Genomic DNA, 18,232 nt, shown 5'->3' on the forward strand with positions numbered 1-18,232 from the left:
CAATAGCAACCGATGCCTTTGCTTCGTGTTTTTATAAGCGAGACAAAATTCACTTCTGGCGGATCTGGCGATGATGCAGATGGAACACAGCGACGCGCCATCGTTGCTTGTCATTGATGACGATATCGAGCTGTGCGGCATGCTGCGTTCTCTGCTGGAGATGGAGCAGTTTGCCGTCACGATGCGGCACGATGTAGCGAGCGGGCTTGCCGAAGCCCTCTCCGGCAGACACCGCCTTGTCGTACTCGACATCATGCTGCCGGGAGGCGACGGCCGTGCGCTGTTGCGGGACCTCCGCGCCAGAGCAGCGCTCCCGGTCATCATGCTGACGGCGCGTGGAGAGGCGAACGATCGTATCTCCGGGCTTGAGGATGGAGCAGACGACTATCTCGCGAAGCCTTTTAACCCAGGCGAACTGATTGCCCGCATTCGTGCTGTACTGCGCAGACATGCTCCCCAGGCACCCGCAGACATCCTTGTTGTGGGCGATATCACGGTCGAAGTCGCCTACAGGCGCGCGTTGCGTCATGGGGCTTCGATAGACCTGACCTCAGCAGAGTTCGATCTGCTGGTTGTACTGCTTCGCCGTGCAGGCGATTGTGTCACGCGCGACGATCTCTCTCAGCACGCCCTGGGGCGCCCGATCGGTCCGGTGGATCGCAGTATCGATAACCATATGAGTAACCTGCGTAGAAAACTCGGCCCCCATGCCGATGGCAGAGAGCGCATACGGAATATCCGTAGTGTGGGCTACTGCTATACCGGGAGTCCTCATGTTTAGGGTGGGTCATCCAATTCCGATGAGGCTGTTCCCGAGGATATTCGGCAAGGTTTTTCTGTCGTTCTGGGCCTCATCGCTGCTGGTGCTCATCGCGGTTGGCGCGGTGAACGCCACTCTGGGAACTCGTCCACTGCTGCGCGTGTGGCTGGCGAACTCGCTCACCTGGTATGGCCAGACCGCGGTCGAACTGTATGAGCATGGCGGCCCACCCACTCTGAACAACTACCTCACGGATATCCAGGGATCTGGAATAGAAGGTGCGCTGCTGGGCCCAGACGGGGCACTGCTTGGCTCTCACAGGATTCCTGCGGCAACCGATGCCGTGCTGGCCAGAGAGCGGTTCAGCCGACGGAGCGAAAACGATGTCCAGACCTGGACATCGGCGATACCGATCCACGGCAACCGGGGAGAGTATGTCTTCGTTGCGTTAGAGCACCCGAGACGAAGGGCACGGATTGCGTTTCAGCCTGCCGCGTTGCTGGCACGGATTGCCGCCGGTCTGGTGGTTGCGAGTCTGCTCTGTTTCCTGATGGCCCACTATCTCACGCGGCCGATCCGTACCCTGCAGGGTGCGGCCAGACGTTTTGCTGCGGGCGATCTGAAGGCGCGCGCCACCCCAGTGATGGGGCCACGCAACGACGAGCTCGGCGAGCTTGCCATTGACTTCGATCGCATGGCTGACCGTGTACAGAGATTGATCGAACGGCAACAGACGTTACTGCGCGATATCTCGCATGAGTTTCGATCGCCCCTGGCCCGGCTGACCCTGTCTGCGGAATTGGTCAGGCGAGGCGATACCGACGCAGCATCACGCATGGAAGGCGATCTTCAGCGGCTTGAGGCACTGATCTCGGAACTGCTCACACTCAGCCGCATGGAGGCCTCAGAGCGCAACTCGCGGAAAGACCGGATCGATCTTTCCAGCATGGTCCGCCGCGTTCTGGAAGACGCTGCGTTTGAAGGCAGACCGGAGCAGAAGACATTGGTGCAGACCGGAGTCGATGAGCTGATGATGCAGGGCGATGCCAACCTGCTGGAGCGCTGCATTGAGAACGTCGTCCGCAATGCGATTCAACATACACCGCGGCACACCGGGATTGAAGTGAATGTCACACTCTCGGGCGAGACACCAACCGGACAGGTGGCGACGATACGTGTGATCGATGAAGGCGAAGGCGTTCCCGCGCATGCTCTACCGCATCTATTCGAGCCGTTCTTTCGCGTATCGGCATCGAGGGAACAGAGCGGACGCGGTGCCGGGCTGGGGCTTTCCATCAGCCAGCGGATTGTGGAATTACACGGAGGCGCCATGGAAGCCTGCAACCGTGTGGAAGGCGGCCTGGAGGTGACGATGCATTTCCCGGTGATGCAAGGGTGAGGTTAGGTGGGAGCAGTGGCTTCAGCCCGCTGAGTAGAGCCTGCAAAGATTGGGCTTCAGCCCTGGGCCGTTATCGTGATGGCAAGGAAAACCCAGGGCTAATATCCCATCGATCACTGTGATGCCTGATGCATATGTTTCTGACTTACGGAACTTTATTGGTGGAACCTACGGAAGTCCCAGCTTCTGTAGAAATGCATCGACTGCGTCAGTGTATGCACCGGGAAGGCCGAGGTTGGCGTTTACCTGCATGTGCGAAAGATTCTGTGGCACAACTTCCGCCCTGCCGCCGAGCGACTTCACCTTCGCAGCAAACCTCTCGGCCTGCGGGCATGGATGGTCGGGACGAATGGTGGAACAGATTAGAAGCATCGGCATGGGAGTCCGGGTAAGCTGCTGCATCGGTGAGTTCTGATTCCAGTACGCGGGATCGTCGCCGAAGGCATTGTCATAGAGACGGTAGTGAGGGTGCTGCATGGTCTCCACAAGATCGAGCGTCGCGGTGTCGAGCGATACGGTCGCCAGCCATGGCTTGGCTCCCTGTCCTGCAATCAGCGTAGGCGACGTGCTGAGGAGATCGACGAGATGCGCGCCGGCCGAATGCCCCATCAGAACGATACGATTTGGATCTGCTCCCCAGGAGGCCGCCTTAGCCTGTACAACACCGAGGGCTTTGGCAACGTCCTGTGCCTGCTCCAACGGCCCGGCGGCAGGAAGCAGCCGGTTGTCCGCCGAGATAAAGACGTAGCCTTTCCGCAGCCAGTGGTTCGCTTTATTCACGACAACATCGTTCAATGCCTTATCGCCGATCCGCCAGCCTCCGCCATGCACCATGAGGATGATCGGAGCATTAGGGGGATTCGGCGGCAGGTAGACGTCCATGATCTGCGACGATGCCGAGCCATAAGCCACGTTGTGGAGAAACGTTGCTCCGGATGGGAGGGCGAGACCACGCCGGACAAGCTGGAGGGGCGGGGTGTCCTGTTGTTGTGGCAACACCGGAGCAGGCAAGGATGCGAACAACAGCGTTGAAGCGATGCACGATCTCACAAGACACCTCCGCCAGACACTCATTGCATGTTGCCTGTGCCACGGTTCTGCATGCGAGCCCGGGCCTGTTGCTTCATCTGCTCTTTAATCTGGGCATATTGCTGCTTCTGCTGATCATTGAGGATGGGCTCGATCTTCTTGTCGCTGTCTTCAACAATCTTCTTTGCCTTACGCATCCGTTGCATGGGGCGCGAGGAGCTGTCTTCTCGCAGATCTCTCAGCTTCTGTTGACGATCAGCGATGATCGGCTTGATCTGTGTCTTCTGGTCCTCTGTCAGATTGAGCCTGGCGGCGAGCATATCCACGACTTCGTCAGGGTCCATCGGCTGGCGGCCTGTGGTTGCAGAGGGAGTTTGATCCTGTGCGCTTGGCTCTTGCGGGCTGAAATCCTCGGCATAGGCGCGGTACAGGGGCCCGGCAAAAAGCAAACAGCTCATCAGAGAGATTGCCCACGAATTTATCCAGAGACGTTTCATCGAAAATGATCCTTTCCTGCTTCGGCAGATGGGGAAGAGATAGATGCCGATCTCTTGATCGGCACAACTAGAGCATTTTCCCTGTTGCCGGGTATGCCCAGAGGGCGTGCAGCGGTGTTCTCATTGCGGGAAACGCCCATAGATGTGGAACCCTACACTACATCCACACGGAAAAATGCTCTATGCCATCAGACAGAGCAGCAGGGCCTATTGTTGCGCTTCGGAGTGTAAGGAAATGTCAGGATGCGGCAATCTGGAGAGTGATTCATCTTGCACGGAACCAATCTACGAAGATATACGTAGAGTCACCTATGAAGCTTCCTCACGTGTTCACCTTTTGGCTGCTTGCCGTTTACTCTGCCGCCCTCCCAGGTCAGGTCGCCGGACCTGCATTTGATATTTCTACCGTCGACGCAGATGTTGCCCATGCGATGCGTGAGTTTCATGCTCCCGGTGTGGCTGTTGGCATGCTTATCGATGGCAAGGTTGTGCTGGCGAAAGGCTATGGCATTCGTCGCGCAGGTTCGCCGGAGGTTGTCGATGCCGACACACTCTTCGATATCGGGTCCATTACGAAGTCGTTTACCGGGATGGCCGTAGCGAAGATGGTCGATGACGGGAAGCTCGACTTCGATACGCCTGTCACGCAATACCTGCCTGGCTTTCGGCTCTACGATCCTATTGCGACGCAGTTGATTACGCCGCGCGATCTGCTGGGTCATCGTTCCGGGCTTTCGCGGCATGATTTTATTCGCTACAGTACCCATCTCACGCCCGACGAGTTTATCCAGCGCCTGCGCTACCTGGAGCCGAACCATACCTTTCGCGAGACCTTCCAATACAACAACCTGATGTATGTGGTGGCAGGCTATCTCGCCGGCCATGCGAACGGTACGAGTTGGGAGCAGCTTTTTCATGACCGTATCTTTGTGCCGCTGGGTATGACGCATTCCAATACGTCCGCACGCGAGATACAGCAGAGCCCGGATTTCGCTGCGCCGCACGAGGTTAAGAATGATGTGGCGACACCTATCCCTTTCTACGACTATCAATCCTTCGGTATCGGTCCGAACGGGGCCGTGAACTCGTCGGTCAGCGACATGTTGAAGTACCTCGCCTTCCATATGGGGGATGGTACGGCGGACGGGAAGGTGGTGCTTTCGCCAAAGCAGTTCACGCAGATTCATCGTGCGATCTCCGCTGACGGCGACCTCAGCTATGCAATGGGTTGGATCATCCAACACCGCGCCGGATATCGTCTGCTGTTACACGATGGATCCATCAATGGATTCACGGCAATGGTGGCCCTGATTCCCGAGAAGCACACCGCCATCGTTGTACTGAACAACGCCGAGACTGCCTTGCCGAAAGCCGTGACAGAGAACTTTCTCAGCCGTTACCTCGGTTTGCCGTTTCACGATCAGGTCGATGGTATCAAGCAGAATAACGATGCGGCGATGCAGAGGAGCGCCGCTGCTGATGCGGCATTCGAAGCAGGACGCCTGCCTCACGCACCCGCTTCGCTGCCGCTTTCCGCATATGCGGGAGAGTGGTTTCATCCTGCGTTTGGCAAAGTGTCTATGACGGCGGAGGGAGATGGACTTGATCTTCACTTCGACGCTCTGACGCTGCACTTCCGCCATTACAACTACGACACCTTCTCCGCGACCGATCCACTAACTGGCCGCCTGGTTGCGAGCTTTCATCTCGATGCTCAGGGCAAGGTAACGGAGCTTTCGATTCCGTTGGAGAGGACTGTGAAGCCGTTCGTCTTTACACGAGGAAATAAATAGCCCTTGCATTGCCCTCGGCGGCTAAAGCCGGCTTTCTTTCTGGTCCTTATATGACACGGCTAAACAGCTTGCGGAAAAACTCGACTTTTTCGGAACGAGCAAAAACGCCTCAAAAAAAATCGCGCCAGGATGCCCTATAAACGATCCGTAGCCATTGGGTGATGATTTTCTATCCTTCAATTTTTGCCGTTTGCGCGCGAATCGAGTTTTTCCGCAAACTGTAAAGCCGTGTCCTTAAACAAGGCATTCGCACCGTAGGTGCGAATCTGGCTTCGCCGGTAGTGCTTAAGGGCACGGCTTCAGCCGTGCCGTATTGATGCTGAAGATATGCGGCTTTAGCCGCTGAGGTCAATGCTTCGTCGTGCTCGGATACCTCCGGATCTGGACACACCCTATGGCTCGGCGAGTTCCTCTTCTTCTTCGGAGGAGGCTTTTACTTGTCGTCCTGCGGGTGTCTTTTCGAAGGCGAGGAGATCTCCCGGCTGGCATTCAAGAACCTCGCAGAGCAACTCCAGCGTACTGAACCGGATTGCTTTCGCGCGGCCGGTTTTCAGAACCGAGAGGTTCTGTGGCGTAATGCCGACCCGTTCCGCGAGGGTATTCAGCTTCATCTTCCGGCGGGCAAGCATTACATCGACATTCACAACAATTGGCACTGCGAGCGCTCCTTCCGCCAGGTCAGATTGTCAGTTCGTTTTCTTCGCGCATCGCCGCAGCCATCTCCATCAGCCACGAGATCACGATGACCGTCACGCCAATGGCGATTGAGTCCATGCGGAAGTAGAAGGAGTGGGGAAGGCGCTGCTCGGCTAAGACCACCGCGGCGGCAATCCATATAAGATTGGCCCCCGCCCACAGGAGAGCGGTTATCCCCAATTGCCGGATCTCGCCAGCGGACGCAACGGTAAAAATCTTGCCTTCCGTATAGTTCCGAAATAGCCGTTCCAGGTGATACAGCCCTTTGATGGGAACAGCGATCGCAAGCACGGCGACCACGGCCATAAGGATGCGTTGATATCCACCCAGTGAGCTCAATGGGATCGAGATATCGAAGGCACGGATGATTCCACCCCTTCCAATGCAGATGCCGGCGATACAGGCGAGCAACAACAGGAACATGACGAGCAATGCCGCCTGGCATATCCGTCTTAAAACCTGGCTGAACGACCGAATCCTATCCAGCTTTCTTTCGAGTTCGGAATCCATGAACGATACCTCCGTAGATCTCCAACACCATCGAAGAAACAGTAAGGCGCTATAACTTCTTTGTCAATGTTTATTTATCGTTTTTCGATAGATAAATGTCGTTTATCGCTAAAAGCGACTCGCAAGCAACCCTTCCTTGAAGGGTAGCTACAAAATCGATGGCCTCGAGAGTGTCTCTGCCGCAAGCTTAGGTGCTTGGTTGCTCGTAAGTACAACCTTAAGAGCCAGTTCCGCAGTCTCATGAATCGCACTTCCTGCCTCGATCGGGCAGGAGAGCGATTAAAGAAGCACCAAGGTGTGTCCTGGACGCGGGTGAGGAGACTCATTCGCGTCATTTTTTCATTTCGATTACACCGACTGGAGGAGTTGCGCGATGAAGGTATTGGCTGATCCTACTGCTCTATCTCCGACAAATGGGAGCGATGACGAACTGCAGGTGATTGTCGAGACGCCTGCAAAAAGTCGGAATAAGTTTGCCTTCGATCCGGAGCAAGGGATTTTTGCGTTGAAAAAGATTCTGCCCGCAGGAATGGAGTTCCCCTATGACTTCGGTTTTGTGCCAAAGACAGAAGGTGGCGATGGCGACCCGCTGGACGTTCTGCTGCTGATGGACGCACCTGCATTTCCAGGAATAGCCGTGAAGGCTCGCATTCTGGGTGTGATTGAAGGCGAACAGATCGACGGCAAGAAGAAGATCCGCAACGACCGGTTGGTAGCCATTGCCATAGCCTCGCAATCGTATGCCGACGTCGAGCGCCTCGACGATTTGCCGAAGAAATGGATCCGGGAGATCGAGATGTTCTTCGTCCACTACCACAAGCTGGAAGGCAAGGAGTACCGGTTGCTTGGATGCAAGGGACCGAAGACGGCGAAGCGCCTGATTGCCTCTGCCCAGACGAAGTAGCGGGTGCCTCGTATGAGCGAATACCTGATTCGATTCGTCATTGGAGGAGCGGTCGTTACCGCATTTGCGATGGTGGGGGATGTCCTGCGTCCAAAGAGCTTTGCCGGCCTGTTCGGAGCGGCGCCTTCAGTCGCACTCGCGACCCTGGGTCTGACGATCAGGCACCAGGGAGCACAACTGGCCTCAATAGAAGCACGATCGATGATCTTTGGAGCGATCGCCTTCCTTCTCTATGCGGCCGCCGTCAGTTGGTGGTTACGGCGATTCCGTGGGAGCGCTGTCATATCGACGGTATGCCTGGTGCCGCTGTGGTTTCTTGCCGCATTCTCTCTGATCGCTGTCTTCGGAGGTTCCGGATCATGGTCGAGGTAAGACTGCGCGCCCTCAGGGATACGAAACTCCACGAGTTCCTTGTCCGTTTCGGCTTCGGAGGAGCTTGCACCGCGATCGCCGGATTTATCGCTCATCACTATGGACCGGTGGTCGGCGGCCTGTTTATGGCGTTTCCAGCGATCTTTCCGGCGAGTGTGAGCCTGGTGGAGTCGCACGAGCGAGCCCGCAAACGTGAGATCGGCGTGGATGGCACACAGCGGGGACGTATGGCGGCGGCCATCGACGCCGCCGGAGCGGCCCTGGGCTGCGCAGGCCTTGTGCTGTTTGCCGCAGTGGTCTGGAAGCTGCTGCCTCATCTCAATGCGGTGCTTGTGATTGCGTTGGCCTGCTGCGTCTGGCTGATAGCTACGCTGTTGTTGTGGGAGGTGCGTAAGCGGAGATTCTTTGGAAGGCCGCGGCGAAGAATAGAGGGACGGAGCCGTTGAAGAGCCGTCCAATATCGCGGTAAGAACTGGGTGCCCCCATCCATCGCAAATCGGGATCCCCAACGAACTTGGTTCGTTTGGGGTGGAAACGCGATGGGTGGGGTATTGGCAGGGCATCCGCTATGCAAATGCCTCCGCTCTCGTTGGTCGATACGAAATGACGAACTAAAGGCCGTTTGAGCTGCACTCGAATAGCTCACCCAAGTTCGCCGAGCGCCCGAAGCATCCCACCCATCGCGTTGCGATGGATGGGGCACCCAGTGTATTCGCTCATCGAATTCTGTCGATACGACACTAGTGTGGGCACTAGCGGTTGAGGGGAAAGACCGCTCGTACGCGAGGCTCTTTCAAGTAGAGCCCGATCCAGAGTATGGCGCCGAAGAGTACCGGCATGTACCAGATTGCCTGCTCCGCGCGCAGATGGGTGAGGGCGGCTGCACCGAGGTAAGCCGTGAGCAGGATCACGCCCACCACTTCGGTGATCGGAATCAGCGCCAGCAGGCCGCCAAGCAGCGCCACAGTTCCCATGTAGGGAAGGATGCTCATGGGATAGCCAAACTGCTTCAGACCGTCGATCACCATCTGTGCGTGGCGGAGCGAGTTAATGCCGCCCGAGAGGACAAAGAGTGAGGGAATCCAGATGAGGATGCGCCCAACCCACAGCGCGGCCTTCGAGGTACCTGCGGTTTCAACCATGAGGCAAGGTCTCCTTTAGAGGGTTCGTCCCGGGGGATACGGGACTGCCCGCCAAGGATACGAAATCCTCAGGAGTTGGGCTAGGGCAGCATGAAACTTAGGGCGCGGACGAGGTAGTCCTTCAGCTCGCGGCGCGGAACGACGGCATCGAGGAAGCCGTGCTCCAGCAGGAACTCCGCGCGCTGGAAGCCTTCGGGCAGCTTCTGGCGGATGGTCTGCTCGATGACGCGGGGACCGGCAAAACCGATCAGAGCTCCGGGCTCGGAGATATTGAGATCGCCCAGCATGGCAAAGCTGGCCGTAACGCCACCCGTGGTGGGATCGGTCATCAGGGAGATGAACGGGATCTTTTCGGCGTCGAGACGAGTAAGGGCCGTAGAGACCTTGGCAAGCTGCATCAGGGAGGCGATGCCTTCCATCATGCGGGCTCCGCCGGAGGCTGAGACGATGATGAGCGGGGTCTTGGTCTCGTAAGCGCGGTCCACAGCGCGGGCGATGGTCTCGCCGACGACTGAGCCCATCGAGCCACCGATGAAGCCATATTCCATTACCGAAAGAACGACACGATGCGGCCCCATCTGGCCGACAGCATTGATGATGGCGTCGTTCAGGTTGGTCTTGCGGCGGGCTGCCTGCAGGCGGCCGCTGTAGCTCTTGAGATCGGTGAAGTTCAGCGGGTCGGTGGAGCGCAGATCGAGGTCGACCAGCTCATAACCAGGCTCGAGCAGTAGATCGATGCGCGAACGGGCATCGAGGCGGAAGTGCTTGCCGCACTTGGGGCAGACTTGCAGGTTCGCTTCGAGATCAGCCTTCCAGATGATCTGCCGGCAACCCTCGCACTTGATCCAAAGACCTTCCGTTCGGACTGTCTTCTCTGTCTCGTCGTTGATGATCTCGTTGTCTTCGCGCTTAAACCAGGACATCCTGTTCGTAACCGCCTCGGCTATTTTACCGGAGCGGAGCATACGGTGCAGAACGGCGGAGGAAGAGGCCTCCCGCAGCACAGAGAACAAGGCCCCAGGCGATGGCAAACGAGAGTCGCAGCGCACTTTCCCGGCGCTCAAAAGGAAGCAGGCTCTGGCCCGCAACGACGTAGTTTCCGTTGGGCAGCGGACGGACGGTGAGTGCCAGACGCACACGATTCTCCGGCTGCCAGGTGATGACCGTACGGCCGGTCTGCCGAATACGCGGAAAGATCGCGCCGGGTGGGTGCGGAAAGGCTCCATGCAGCGTGGCGCTGGCAGCGATGGGTTCACCGGCAGGGTTGTAGATAGCGGCAAAGGTATGGTCAGAACGCAGCCAGTCCAGATCGCTGATCTCTTCTCGCGGCTGCAGGATATGCTCATCCGCTCCCTGTCCGAGCCTGGCGGCGATGCTCGCCACTGCCTGACGGGGCCTGACATCGGCCTGGCGGCGCACGATCTGTTGTGCCGTAACCGCCATCACCAACAGCACCAGGGTGGCGGCTCCAGAGAGCAAGATGGCGTGCAGCGGGCGCAAAGGTGTCGATACTCGCTCCCAAAGTCCGGAACCCAGGCTGTCGCGTAGATGGCCCAGAAGCAGCCGGCCGTGTCCCGATTGCTGCTCGTCATAAGCCTGGCGCGCAGCGTCAAGCAGCTGTTCGCGATACCGCTCGCGGAATGCCTTTGGATATAGGTACAGGGATAAAGCGTACATGCGGAGGAAACGATCGAGCTTCATGCCTTCACCTCGATGGGCCGTATGCCTTTGTCCTGAGCCATGGCGACGGCTCGCTGCAGCCGTGCCGTCTCTGCCGTAAGCACCCGCCTGCCGAGCTGGGTGACGCGATAGTAGCGCCGTCGCTCATCTTCAGAGAGACCTGTCTCCACGACAAGACCGGCGGTCAGCAGCCGGTCGAGCGTTCCGTAGAGCGTTCCCGGCCCCATGGAGACGTGCTCGCGAGCCTCCTGCATGATGGCGTAGCCGTGCTTTTCGCCATCGGCAAGGGCGAGAAGGATGGCGAAGACTGCCGGCGTTAGCGGAAGATGATCCTCGGGCGAAGTCCTGGCGGTGCTCATGGGAAGCACTTTACATCAGGAACAGATATATCCGCAACAGATATATATCAGCCGGCGACCCGGCGGCGGCTCTTCCGTGCCATGCCCGAGATGCCGCCCACCAGCGCCAAGAAAGCGGTAATGAAGACGGCGCGCATGCCGAACTCTGAGAGCATCTGACCGGCGTGGCCTTCGGGCGAACGCAGCAGGGAGAAGACGAGCTGTTGTTGCTGTGCGTCAATGCCGACGCTCTTGTAGAACTCACCCAGTCTGTTCAACATGTCTGCGAAAGCAGCGTCCATGGCCGCTCCGCGATGCAGTACATATCGTTGAATGACCATCAACAGCGCGGTGGAGAAGGTGGTGAGGAACGAGATGGCGAGACCGGTCACCGTTCCGAGACGCGCGCCGATGCCACCATCCATGGGGCGGTTTGGCGCCGGCTTGAGGTAGAACCAGAGCGTCGTCGTGGATGCCGTGAGGATCCAGAGAAAACGGGCGATGGAGAGTACGGGCACCAGCACAGCCAGCGCGGAGAGCACCGCAGCGGCGGCGGCAACCACCAGCGACGAGAGCAGGGCCCGGTGCCAGTCGATGCGCGAGACACGCTGCAACGGCGGCAGATTGCCGGCGGCAGCTTCATCCTCCATCTGCTCTGCGGTGACATAGAGTTGCGCCGCTCCGCAATGAGGGCAGAAGGCGGAGTCCGCGGGGAAAGACTGATGGCACCGATGGCAGATTGCTTCCATGCTGCTAAAAGGCTAGCAGACGAACGTTATTTCGCGGAGACCAGTACCATGCCGTCGGCGCCCTTGCCGGAGAAGATGCTCTTTACCTGCTCCTGCTTGACCACATCCAGCTCGTCGATGGTTCCGGAGTGCAGGCTGGAGACAAAGGCACGCTTGCCGTCTTTGGTGATCACGACTGCCTGCGGGTATTCGCCCACTGGAATCACCTTCGTGACCTTCATCGTAGCCAGGTCAAGAAAAGCGACTTTATTGGCATGTACGAGACAAAGGATCAGAGTCTTACCGTCGGGAGTAATGGCGCCGCCGTAGCCGGAGGCCGGCAGCGCGACATAGTTCTTCACCTTATTGGTGGCGGTATCGATGACGGCGAGACGCGGCTCAACCTGGTCTGAGGTGAAGACGTACTTGCCGTCATTGGTGATGGTGATGCGCTGCGTGTTCTTCGAGATCGGGATGATGGTAACGAGCTTCTTTGCATCGAGATCGAGAACGGAGACGGTGCCGGGGCCGACGTTCGCGGTGTAGGCGTGGTGGCCATCCGGAGAGAGCACCAGCATGTGCGATTCTGCCTGGCCTGTCGGGATGGAATAAAGCACTTTATAGGTCTTGGGATCGATGGCTGTGATGCTCTGATCGATCTCGGTGGTCACCCACAAGACATTGCGGTGCGTGTCATAGACGGGCTTGTGCGGACGAACACCGTGACCGAAATTGATGGTGTGGATGATCTTGTGGCTGGCCACGTCGACGACCTGGATCTCCGCGCCGTCGGTGCCTGGCTTGCCGACACCGGCACTGCCGTACATGGGAACGAAGGCGATTTTGCCGTCGGGCGTGGTAGTGATCTCGTGCCCGGTGACACCGTTCTCGGGAATCGTGTCGATGACCTTGCCGGCCACGGTATCGATATAGGTGAGGCTCCGGTCCGTCTGATTGGTGACCAGGAGGGTGGACTGGGCCAGGGCAGAGGTAGCGAAAAGAGTGGCGGCAAGGGCGATTTTCATGGCAGGCAAGGATAGCAGGAATGCCGGAGTATTTGCCGGTAGAACCTTTTCCCTGTGGGTGTTGCGTGGGCTTCCGCATCTATGGGCGTTTTCCGTAATGAAAACGCCACGGCACACCCCTTCCGGGATACCCAGCAACAGGGAAAATGCTCTAGAACCGGTATAGTGAGGCCATTGAGGAGTTTGCCATGAAGTGGTTTGCCGCAGCCGCGCTCGGGTGCACCCTGCTGCCCTTTTCCGCCGCCGCCCAGCAGGGCGCGCGGGTTCAGGACATCGACAAGTCGCTTTCGCCGTGCAATGACTTTGACAACTATGCCAACGGCCAGTGGCGCAAACAGAATCCGATGCCTGCGATCCAGACATCCTGGGCGTTGCGGACGGTAACCCAGGAGGAGACAACGGCGAAGCTGCGCGGCCTGCTGGACGAGGCGTCCTCAAAGAAGCAGGCGGCGGGCAGCACCGAGCAACTGATTGGCGACTTCTATGGCGCGTGCATGGACGAGGCCACAGTCAATGCCGCGGGCTTGAAGCCGCTGCAGCCAACACTGGCGCGCATCGATGCCATCAAGGACGCGCGCGCTGTACAGACGGTGATCGTCGATCTGATGAAGGTCGGCATCCGGGCTCCGATCGACATCAGTTCGTCGCAGGATGCGCATGCTCCGCTGGATACCATAGCCGAGATCTCGATCCGTGGCCTGGGCCTGCCCGATCGCGACTACTATCTACGCAACGAACCTCGCTACAAGGAGATTCGCGAAAAGTACACCGCGCATGTGGAGGCGATGTTCAAGCTCGCGGGCTACAGCGAGGTCCAGGCAAAAGAAGCGACCGATGCCGTGCTGAAGATCGAGACCAAGCTGGCCGAAGCGCGACTGTCGCGCGTGGAATTGCGCGAACCGAAGAACACCGACCATCCGATGCAGTTCAGCGAGCTGGCTGCAAACTATCCGGGCTTCGACTGGGCGGCCACATACAAGGCCCTGAGGCTTCCTCAGGGCAAGCTGAATCTCAGCCAGCCGAAGCTGACTGCGGCGTTCCTCACAGAGCTGAAACAGACGCCGGTCGGTGAGTGGAAGGCTTATCTGCGCTGGACGGTGTTGCACGCGGATGCGACCTTCCTGCCTACGACGTTTGTCGATGAAAACTTCCGCTTCTTCGGAACGGTGATGACCGGCGTGAAGGAGCAGCGGCCGCGGTGGCAGCGCTGCTCGCGCCTGGTGGATTCCCAACTCGGTGAAGCGCTGGGTAAGAAGTATGTCGAGGTGTACTTCTCGCCGGAAGCGAAAGCTCGTGCGCGTGAGATGGCAGTCAATATCGCTGAGCAGTTGAAGCTGAGCATTACCGGCAATGACTGGATGACGCAGGCAACCAAGGCCAAGGCCCTGGAGAAAGTAGCCGCTCTGAATATCAAGGTCGGATATCCCGACAAATGGAAGGACTATTCCAGCGTGAAGGTCACGCGCGCCGATTTCCTGTCGGATGTCATGTCGACGCAGGCCTTCGAGGTGCGCGATGATCTGGGCCGGATCGGCAAGCCGCTGGACCGTGGCCGCTGGGATATGACTCCGCCCACGATGAACGCCTATTACAACCCGCAGATGAATGAGGTTGTTGTACCGGCGGGATACCTGCAACCGCCGGGCTTCAACCCTAAGGGCATCGACGCTATCAACTATGGCGCAATTGGGGTAACGATTGGCCACGAGATCAGCCACGGCGTGGACGATGAGGGCGCGCAGTTCGCCGCCGATGGATCGCTGACGATGTGGTGGACTCCGGAGGACTTTGAAAAGTTCAAGACCAAGACGGCATGCACGACGCAGCAGTACGACAACTACTTCATCGAGCCGGGCATTCATCACAACGGAAAGCTGGTGACAGGTGAGGCCTTAGGCGACCTGGGCGGGGTGAATCTGGCACTTCGGGCGTACGAGAAGTCGCGCGAGGGCAAGGGACCGGAAGCTACCGTCGACGGTCTGACGCCGGAACAGCAGTTCTTCCTGGCGGAGGCGCAGTGGCGCGGAGCTCTGGTGCGGCCCGAGGCAGCACGCAGCCAGGTCCAGGTGGACCCGCATCCGCTGGGCAAATGGCGTGTGCTGGGTCCGCTATCGAACATGCCGGAGTTCGAGAAGGCGTGGGGGTGCAAGAAAGGGGACGCCATGGTGCGCGCAGAGACCTGCAAGGTCTGGTAGACCTAAGACAGGGACATATTCATGCGAAGTATCGGTATCTTTGGCGGGACCTTCGATCCTCCCCATTCGGGCCATATTGATGTAGCAAAAGCGGCAGCGGACAACTTTGGACTTTCCGAGGTCTGGTGGACCCCCGTGGGACGCCAACCGTTGAAGACAACGCCTCCCCAGGCGTTTTATTCCCAGCGGCTGGCGATGGTACGCATGGTATGTAAAGCGGACTACCGCTTCGTTGCCAGCGGGGCCGACGCCCCGCGTGGCGATGGACAGCCGAATTTCACCATCGACCTGCTGCAGACACTGCGGGGAGAGCATCCCGGCTGCAGTTGGTGGAATATCGTCGGCGCGGACAGTTTTCTTGACCTTCCCCGCTGGAAATACCCGGACCAGCTGCTGAACTTTGCGCAATGGATCGTGGTCTCACGCCCCGGTTTCGATCTTTCGCGGATTGAGGCTATGGGACTGACCTCGGCACAACGATCGCGGGTGCACCTGTTGACCGATATCGAGGAACCCATCTCGGCAACGGATCTGCGCGATGCGCTGAAACGTGGCGAGCAGCCGGGAGCGGTGCCTCCGCCGGTACTTCGCTACATCGAAGAGCATGGACTGTACCGGTAGAGCATTTTTCCTGTAGGTGTCGTGCGGGGCTTGTGCTTCTGCAATGAAAACGCCGCTGCACGCTGCTCCCGGGCTACCCAGCAACGGGAAAAATTCTCTAGACTGTCGAATGTGAAGCGTCTCGTTGCCACGCTACTGTTTGCACTCTGCTCTGCCGTTCTGTACGCGCAGGAGCCTGTGCGTTTCTTCCAGTTCACCGACGCTCATCTGTTCGATGACGGAGATAAACTTTCGCGGGAAGAGGCGTTCAAGGTTGCCGCGGAGGATCGCCGCGGCTTCCGCTGGGCGATTGGGGCGATGAATGCCAGCGGCTTTCAGGCTGACTTTGCGGTCTTTACCGGCGACATGGGCCTGCTGAACGTGGACTTCTCACAGTCGCGGTGTGCAGCCACTCCTGTACCGTTGTCGCCGACGGGGCTGCCGCCCTTCCGTCTGGATGCAGCCGTAGAAGAGGTGGCGGAGTTGCTGGCTCCATTGAAGGTGCAGCGGATCTACTTTGTGGCAGGCAACAACGACGTGATCCACGAGCGCATTGCCGACTCAGGGCGATTTCCTTGCTTTATGGCCCTGCTGCAGGAGCGCATGAAGGCGAAGCATGGGCCTGAGGTGTATCCGCTGCTGACGAAGAACGCATTCGTGATCCGCGGGCTTCGCTTCGCCGGCATGGACACGGTCAGCTTCAAAGCGAAGGAAAACTACGCAGCGCCCTGCGCCATTGCACCGGAGCCGGTCAATTGCCCGAAGGAGCAGATTGCGCTCATCGGAGACCTGGCTGACGACTCACCGCAACCACTGGTGATCTTCACGCATGAGCCGGACCTGATGGACCCATTCCGCAAACATGCTGTGTGGGAGATTGATGAGACCTTGCGGAAGGACTGGGAGAAGACCGCGTGCGGGCCGAAGGTCGTAGGCATCTTTGCCGGCCACTTCCATGACGAGGCAAAAAGCAGCTATGCAGGTACAGACAGCTCGCTGGCGGTGAATCCCTGTGTTGCCGCGAAGACCCGGGTGGCGCCGCCGTTGAGCGAAAAGAACCAGGCGGGTGAAGCGGAACAGGCCCGGGGATTTTTGCGCGTCACCGTGAGCCCGGCCGGCATCCAGAGTGTAGACGCTACGTGGTATGACACCAAGACTGTCGTACCGCCAGCGGAGTGAAGGAGAAGCAGGAATGCACGAAGAGCGGATTGCATATTGGAAAGCCTTTCCAGAAGGCGTGAAGGCGCTGCAGCAGCTCGGGCACGTTGTAGACAACAGCGGCCTGGAGCACAGCCTGCTGGAGCTGGTGAAGATGCGGTCCTCGCAGTTGAATGGATGCGCCTACTGCCTGGACATGCATAGCAAGGATGCCATGGCTGCCGGGGAGACGGCGCAGCGTCTGTTTGCCTTGAATGCATGGCGCGAGACGACATTCTTCACGCCGCGCGAGCAGGCCGCGCTGGCATGGACAGAGGCGATTACGAACATCCAGCAGGGACATGCTCCTGATGCCGTGTTCGCGCAGGTAAAGGCGCAGTTTACCGAGGACGAGATCGTGCGGCTGACCTTTGCGATTACGCAGATCAATAGCTGGAACAGGATCTCAATTGCGTTTCGCCCGGCGGTCGGCAACTATCAGCCCGCGAAACATGGCTAGAGCAGTTCTCCTAAAGGTGTAGAGCGAAGCGTTTGCAGTTTGCGCCGTTTTCCTTCGAAGAAAACGGCATTCGCAGATTTCTCCAACACCACAATATTAGGAGAATTGCTCTAAGGCGTGTTATTTACGCTGGCAGCCAACCGGCGAGATTGGGTAGGATGTCCTATCCTTGGGAATGTACTGAAGGAGGATGATGGCAACGAACGAGAGTAAGCAGTTAGTTCTGGCCGCCGCAGAAGCGGCCGACAGCAAGAAGGCCGAGGACATCCGTATCCTGCAGCTCGATCCGTCCGAGAGCGGGTTGTGCGACTACTTCCTGATCTGCAATGGCACCAACGAGCGCCAGAACGACGCGATCTCCGATGAGATCGAACTGCAGTTGAAGAGACAGTTCGGCATTTATCCGAACTCCGTCGAGGGCCGCAGACAGGCTGAGTGGATCCTGATGGATTATGTGGACTTCATCGTCCACATCTTCTCTCCGGTGAAGCGTGAGTTCTATGGGCTGGAACGCCTGCGCAAGTCCGCAACGACGATCTCTGTGGCGGAGATGCATCAGGAGGTCGCAGCCAAGTCGAGGGCTGTACGCGAGAAGAAGGCGCCTGCCAAGAAGACCGCGAAGAAGGCCGTCAAAAAGGCAGTAAAGAAGACGGCGGTAAAAGCAGCCGTGAAGAAGACCGCAACGAAGAAGTCACCGGCAAAGAAGGCTGCCAAGAAAGCCGCCGGCAAGAAACGCTGAGTTGGTGATATTTGTTTGTCATTTCGTAGCAGAGCGGAGAGATCTGCTTCTCCGCACGTTTCATCAATAGAGCATTTCTCCTGTAGGTGTAGTGTAGGGATTCCGTATCTATGGGCGTTTTCCGCAATGAAAACGCCGCTGCACTCCCCTTCCGGGCTACCCAGCAAC

General features: G+C 58.3%; 21 protein-coding genes. 11 read left to right on the forward strand and 10 right to left on the reverse strand.

Annotated elements, in window-relative coordinates:
- Window positions 1-70: 70 nt before the first annotated feature.
- Together AB4Y89_RS22205 and AB4Y89_RS22210 are read left to right on the forward strand one after the other, a co-directional pair.
- Window positions 71-781: a response regulator transcription factor gene (locus AB4Y89_RS22205; protein ID WP_442303127.1), complete on the forward strand. Its 711-nt coding sequence runs from the start codon at window positions 71-73 to the stop codon at window positions 779-781.
- A gap of 19 nt (window positions 782-800) precedes the next feature.
- Window positions 801-2,159 carry a sensor histidine kinase gene (locus AB4Y89_RS22210; RefSeq protein ID WP_442303128.1) on the forward strand — a complete coding sequence of 453 codons (1,359 nt, stop codon included), beginning with the start codon at window positions 801-803 and terminating at the stop codon, window positions 2,157-2,159.
- Window positions 2,160-2,327: 168 nt separating this feature from the next.
- On the opposite strand, the gene AB4Y89_RS22215 is transcribed toward AB4Y89_RS22210, so the two are convergent.
- Complete coding sequence (locus AB4Y89_RS22215; RefSeq protein ID WP_442303129.1) at window positions 2,328-3,209, reverse strand: alpha/beta hydrolase; 882 nt, start codon at window positions 3,207-3,209, stop codon at window positions 2,328-2,330.
- A gap of 20 nt (window positions 3,210-3,229) precedes the next feature.
- A complete protein-coding gene (locus tag AB4Y89_RS22220; protein ID WP_442303130.1) occupies window positions 3,230-3,646 on the reverse strand; it encodes a hypothetical protein in 417 nt (138 codons plus the stop codon).
- Window positions 3,647-3,996: 350 nt separating this feature from the next.
- Here AB4Y89_RS22220 and AB4Y89_RS22225 point away from each other — a divergent pair, with 350 nt between their 5' ends.
- On the forward strand, window positions 3,997-5,478 hold the full coding sequence (locus AB4Y89_RS22225) for a serine hydrolase (protein ID WP_442303131.1): 1,482 nt from the start codon (window positions 3,997-3,999) through the stop codon (window positions 5,476-5,478).
- A gap of 392 nt (window positions 5,479-5,870) precedes the next feature.
- Here the strand turns inward: AB4Y89_RS22225 and AB4Y89_RS22230 are convergent, their stop codons facing one another.
- Both AB4Y89_RS22230 and AB4Y89_RS22235 read right to left on the reverse strand, forming a co-directional pair.
- The gene (locus tag AB4Y89_RS22230; protein WP_442303132.1) at window positions 5,871-6,134 is read right to left on the reverse strand and encodes a helix-turn-helix domain-containing protein; all 264 of its coding nucleotides are present in this window, start codon (window positions 6,132-6,134) and stop codon (window positions 5,871-5,873) included.
- Window positions 6,135-6,156: 22 nt separating this feature from the next.
- Window positions 6,157-6,684: a DUF2975 domain-containing protein gene (locus AB4Y89_RS22235; protein ID WP_442303133.1), complete on the reverse strand. Its 528-nt coding sequence runs from the start codon at window positions 6,682-6,684 to the stop codon at window positions 6,157-6,159.
- A 373-nt stretch (window positions 6,685-7,057) separates the two neighbouring features.
- On the opposite strand from AB4Y89_RS22235, the gene AB4Y89_RS22240 reads away from it, so the two are divergent.
- The 3 genes from AB4Y89_RS22240 to AB4Y89_RS22250 are packed head-to-tail and all read left to right on the forward strand — an operon-like array spanning window position 7,058 to window position 8,406.
- Complete coding sequence (locus AB4Y89_RS22240) at window positions 7,058-7,588, forward strand: inorganic diphosphatase (protein WP_442303134.1); 531 nt, start codon at window positions 7,058-7,060, stop codon at window positions 7,586-7,588.
- Between the two features lie 12 nt (window positions 7,589-7,600).
- A complete protein-coding gene (locus AB4Y89_RS22245; RefSeq protein WP_442303135.1) occupies window positions 7,601-7,960 on the forward strand; it encodes a DUF3147 family protein in 360 nt (119 codons plus the stop codon).
- A complete protein-coding gene (locus AB4Y89_RS22250) occupies window positions 7,948-8,406 on the forward strand; it encodes a DUF3147 family protein (RefSeq protein ID WP_442303136.1) in 459 nt (152 codons plus the stop codon). Before AB4Y89_RS22245 ends, AB4Y89_RS22250 begins: the two co-directional genes overlap by 13 nt.
- 306 nt (window positions 8,407-8,712) lie before the next feature.
- Here the strand turns inward: AB4Y89_RS22250 and AB4Y89_RS22255 are convergent, their stop codons facing one another.
- From AB4Y89_RS22255 to AB4Y89_RS22280, 6 genes are all read right to left on the reverse strand, one after another.
- Window positions 8,713-9,102, reverse strand: coding sequence for a DoxX family protein (locus tag AB4Y89_RS22255; RefSeq protein ID WP_442303137.1), 390 nt, complete (start codon window positions 9,100-9,102; stop codon window positions 8,713-8,715).
- 80 nt (window positions 9,103-9,182) lie between these two features.
- Window positions 9,183-10,025, reverse strand: a complete 843-nt coding sequence (accD, locus tag AB4Y89_RS22260; protein ID WP_442303138.1) for an acetyl-CoA carboxylase, carboxyltransferase subunit beta — start codon at window positions 10,023-10,025, stop codon at window positions 9,183-9,185.
- 25 nt (window positions 10,026-10,050) lie between these two features.
- Window positions 10,051-10,803 (reverse strand): hypothetical protein, encoded by a 753-nt coding sequence (locus AB4Y89_RS22265; RefSeq protein WP_442303139.1) that lies wholly within the window; start codon window positions 10,801-10,803, stop codon window positions 10,051-10,053.
- The gene (locus AB4Y89_RS22270) at window positions 10,800-11,141 is read right to left on the reverse strand and encodes a PadR family transcriptional regulator (protein ID WP_442303140.1); all 342 of its coding nucleotides are present in this window, start codon (window positions 11,139-11,141) and stop codon (window positions 10,800-10,802) included. Before AB4Y89_RS22270 ends, AB4Y89_RS22265 begins: the two co-directional genes overlap by 4 nt.
- 47 nt (window positions 11,142-11,188) lie before the next feature.
- Window positions 11,189-11,869: a hypothetical protein gene (locus tag AB4Y89_RS22275; RefSeq protein ID WP_442303141.1), complete on the reverse strand. Its 681-nt coding sequence runs from the start codon at window positions 11,867-11,869 to the stop codon at window positions 11,189-11,191.
- Between the two features lie 26 nt (window positions 11,870-11,895).
- Window positions 11,896-12,873: a cytochrome D1 domain-containing protein gene (locus tag AB4Y89_RS22280; RefSeq protein WP_442303142.1), complete on the reverse strand. Its 978-nt coding sequence runs from the start codon at window positions 12,871-12,873 to the stop codon at window positions 11,896-11,898.
- 188 nt (window positions 12,874-13,061) lie between these two features.
- Here AB4Y89_RS22280 and AB4Y89_RS22285 point away from each other — a divergent pair, with 188 nt between their 5' ends.
- The 5 genes from AB4Y89_RS22285 (at window position 13,062) to rsfS (ending at window position 18,064) form a co-directional block, all read left to right on the forward strand.
- Entirely contained in the window at window positions 13,062-15,068 is a 2,007-nt protein-coding gene (locus tag AB4Y89_RS22285; RefSeq protein ID WP_442303143.1) for a M13 family metallopeptidase, read from the forward strand.
- Window positions 15,069-15,089: 21 nt separating this feature from the next.
- Window positions 15,090-15,689 carry a nicotinate (nicotinamide) nucleotide adenylyltransferase gene (gene nadD, locus AB4Y89_RS22290; protein ID WP_442303144.1) on the forward strand — a complete coding sequence of 200 codons (600 nt, stop codon included), beginning with the start codon at window positions 15,090-15,092 and terminating at the stop codon, window positions 15,687-15,689.
- Window positions 15,690-15,800: 111 nt separating this feature from the next.
- Window positions 15,801-16,847: a metallophosphoesterase family protein gene (locus AB4Y89_RS22295; RefSeq protein ID WP_442303145.1), complete on the forward strand. Its 1,047-nt coding sequence runs from the start codon at window positions 15,801-15,803 to the stop codon at window positions 16,845-16,847.
- Window positions 16,848-16,860: 13 nt separating this feature from the next.
- Window positions 16,861-17,325, forward strand: coding sequence for a carboxymuconolactone decarboxylase family protein (locus tag AB4Y89_RS22300; protein WP_442303146.1), 465 nt, complete (start codon window positions 16,861-16,863; stop codon window positions 17,323-17,325).
- A gap of 190 nt (window positions 17,326-17,515) precedes the next feature.
- Window positions 17,516-18,064 (forward strand): ribosome silencing factor, encoded by a 549-nt coding sequence (gene rsfS, locus AB4Y89_RS22305; RefSeq protein ID WP_442303147.1) that lies wholly within the window; start codon window positions 17,516-17,518, stop codon window positions 18,062-18,064.
- Window positions 18,065-18,232: the final 168 nt, after the last annotated feature.

Source organism: Terriglobus sp. 2YAB30_2, assembly GCF_052114765.1.
Taxonomy (GTDB): domain Bacteria; phylum Acidobacteriota; class Terriglobia; order Terriglobales; family Acidobacteriaceae; genus Terriglobus.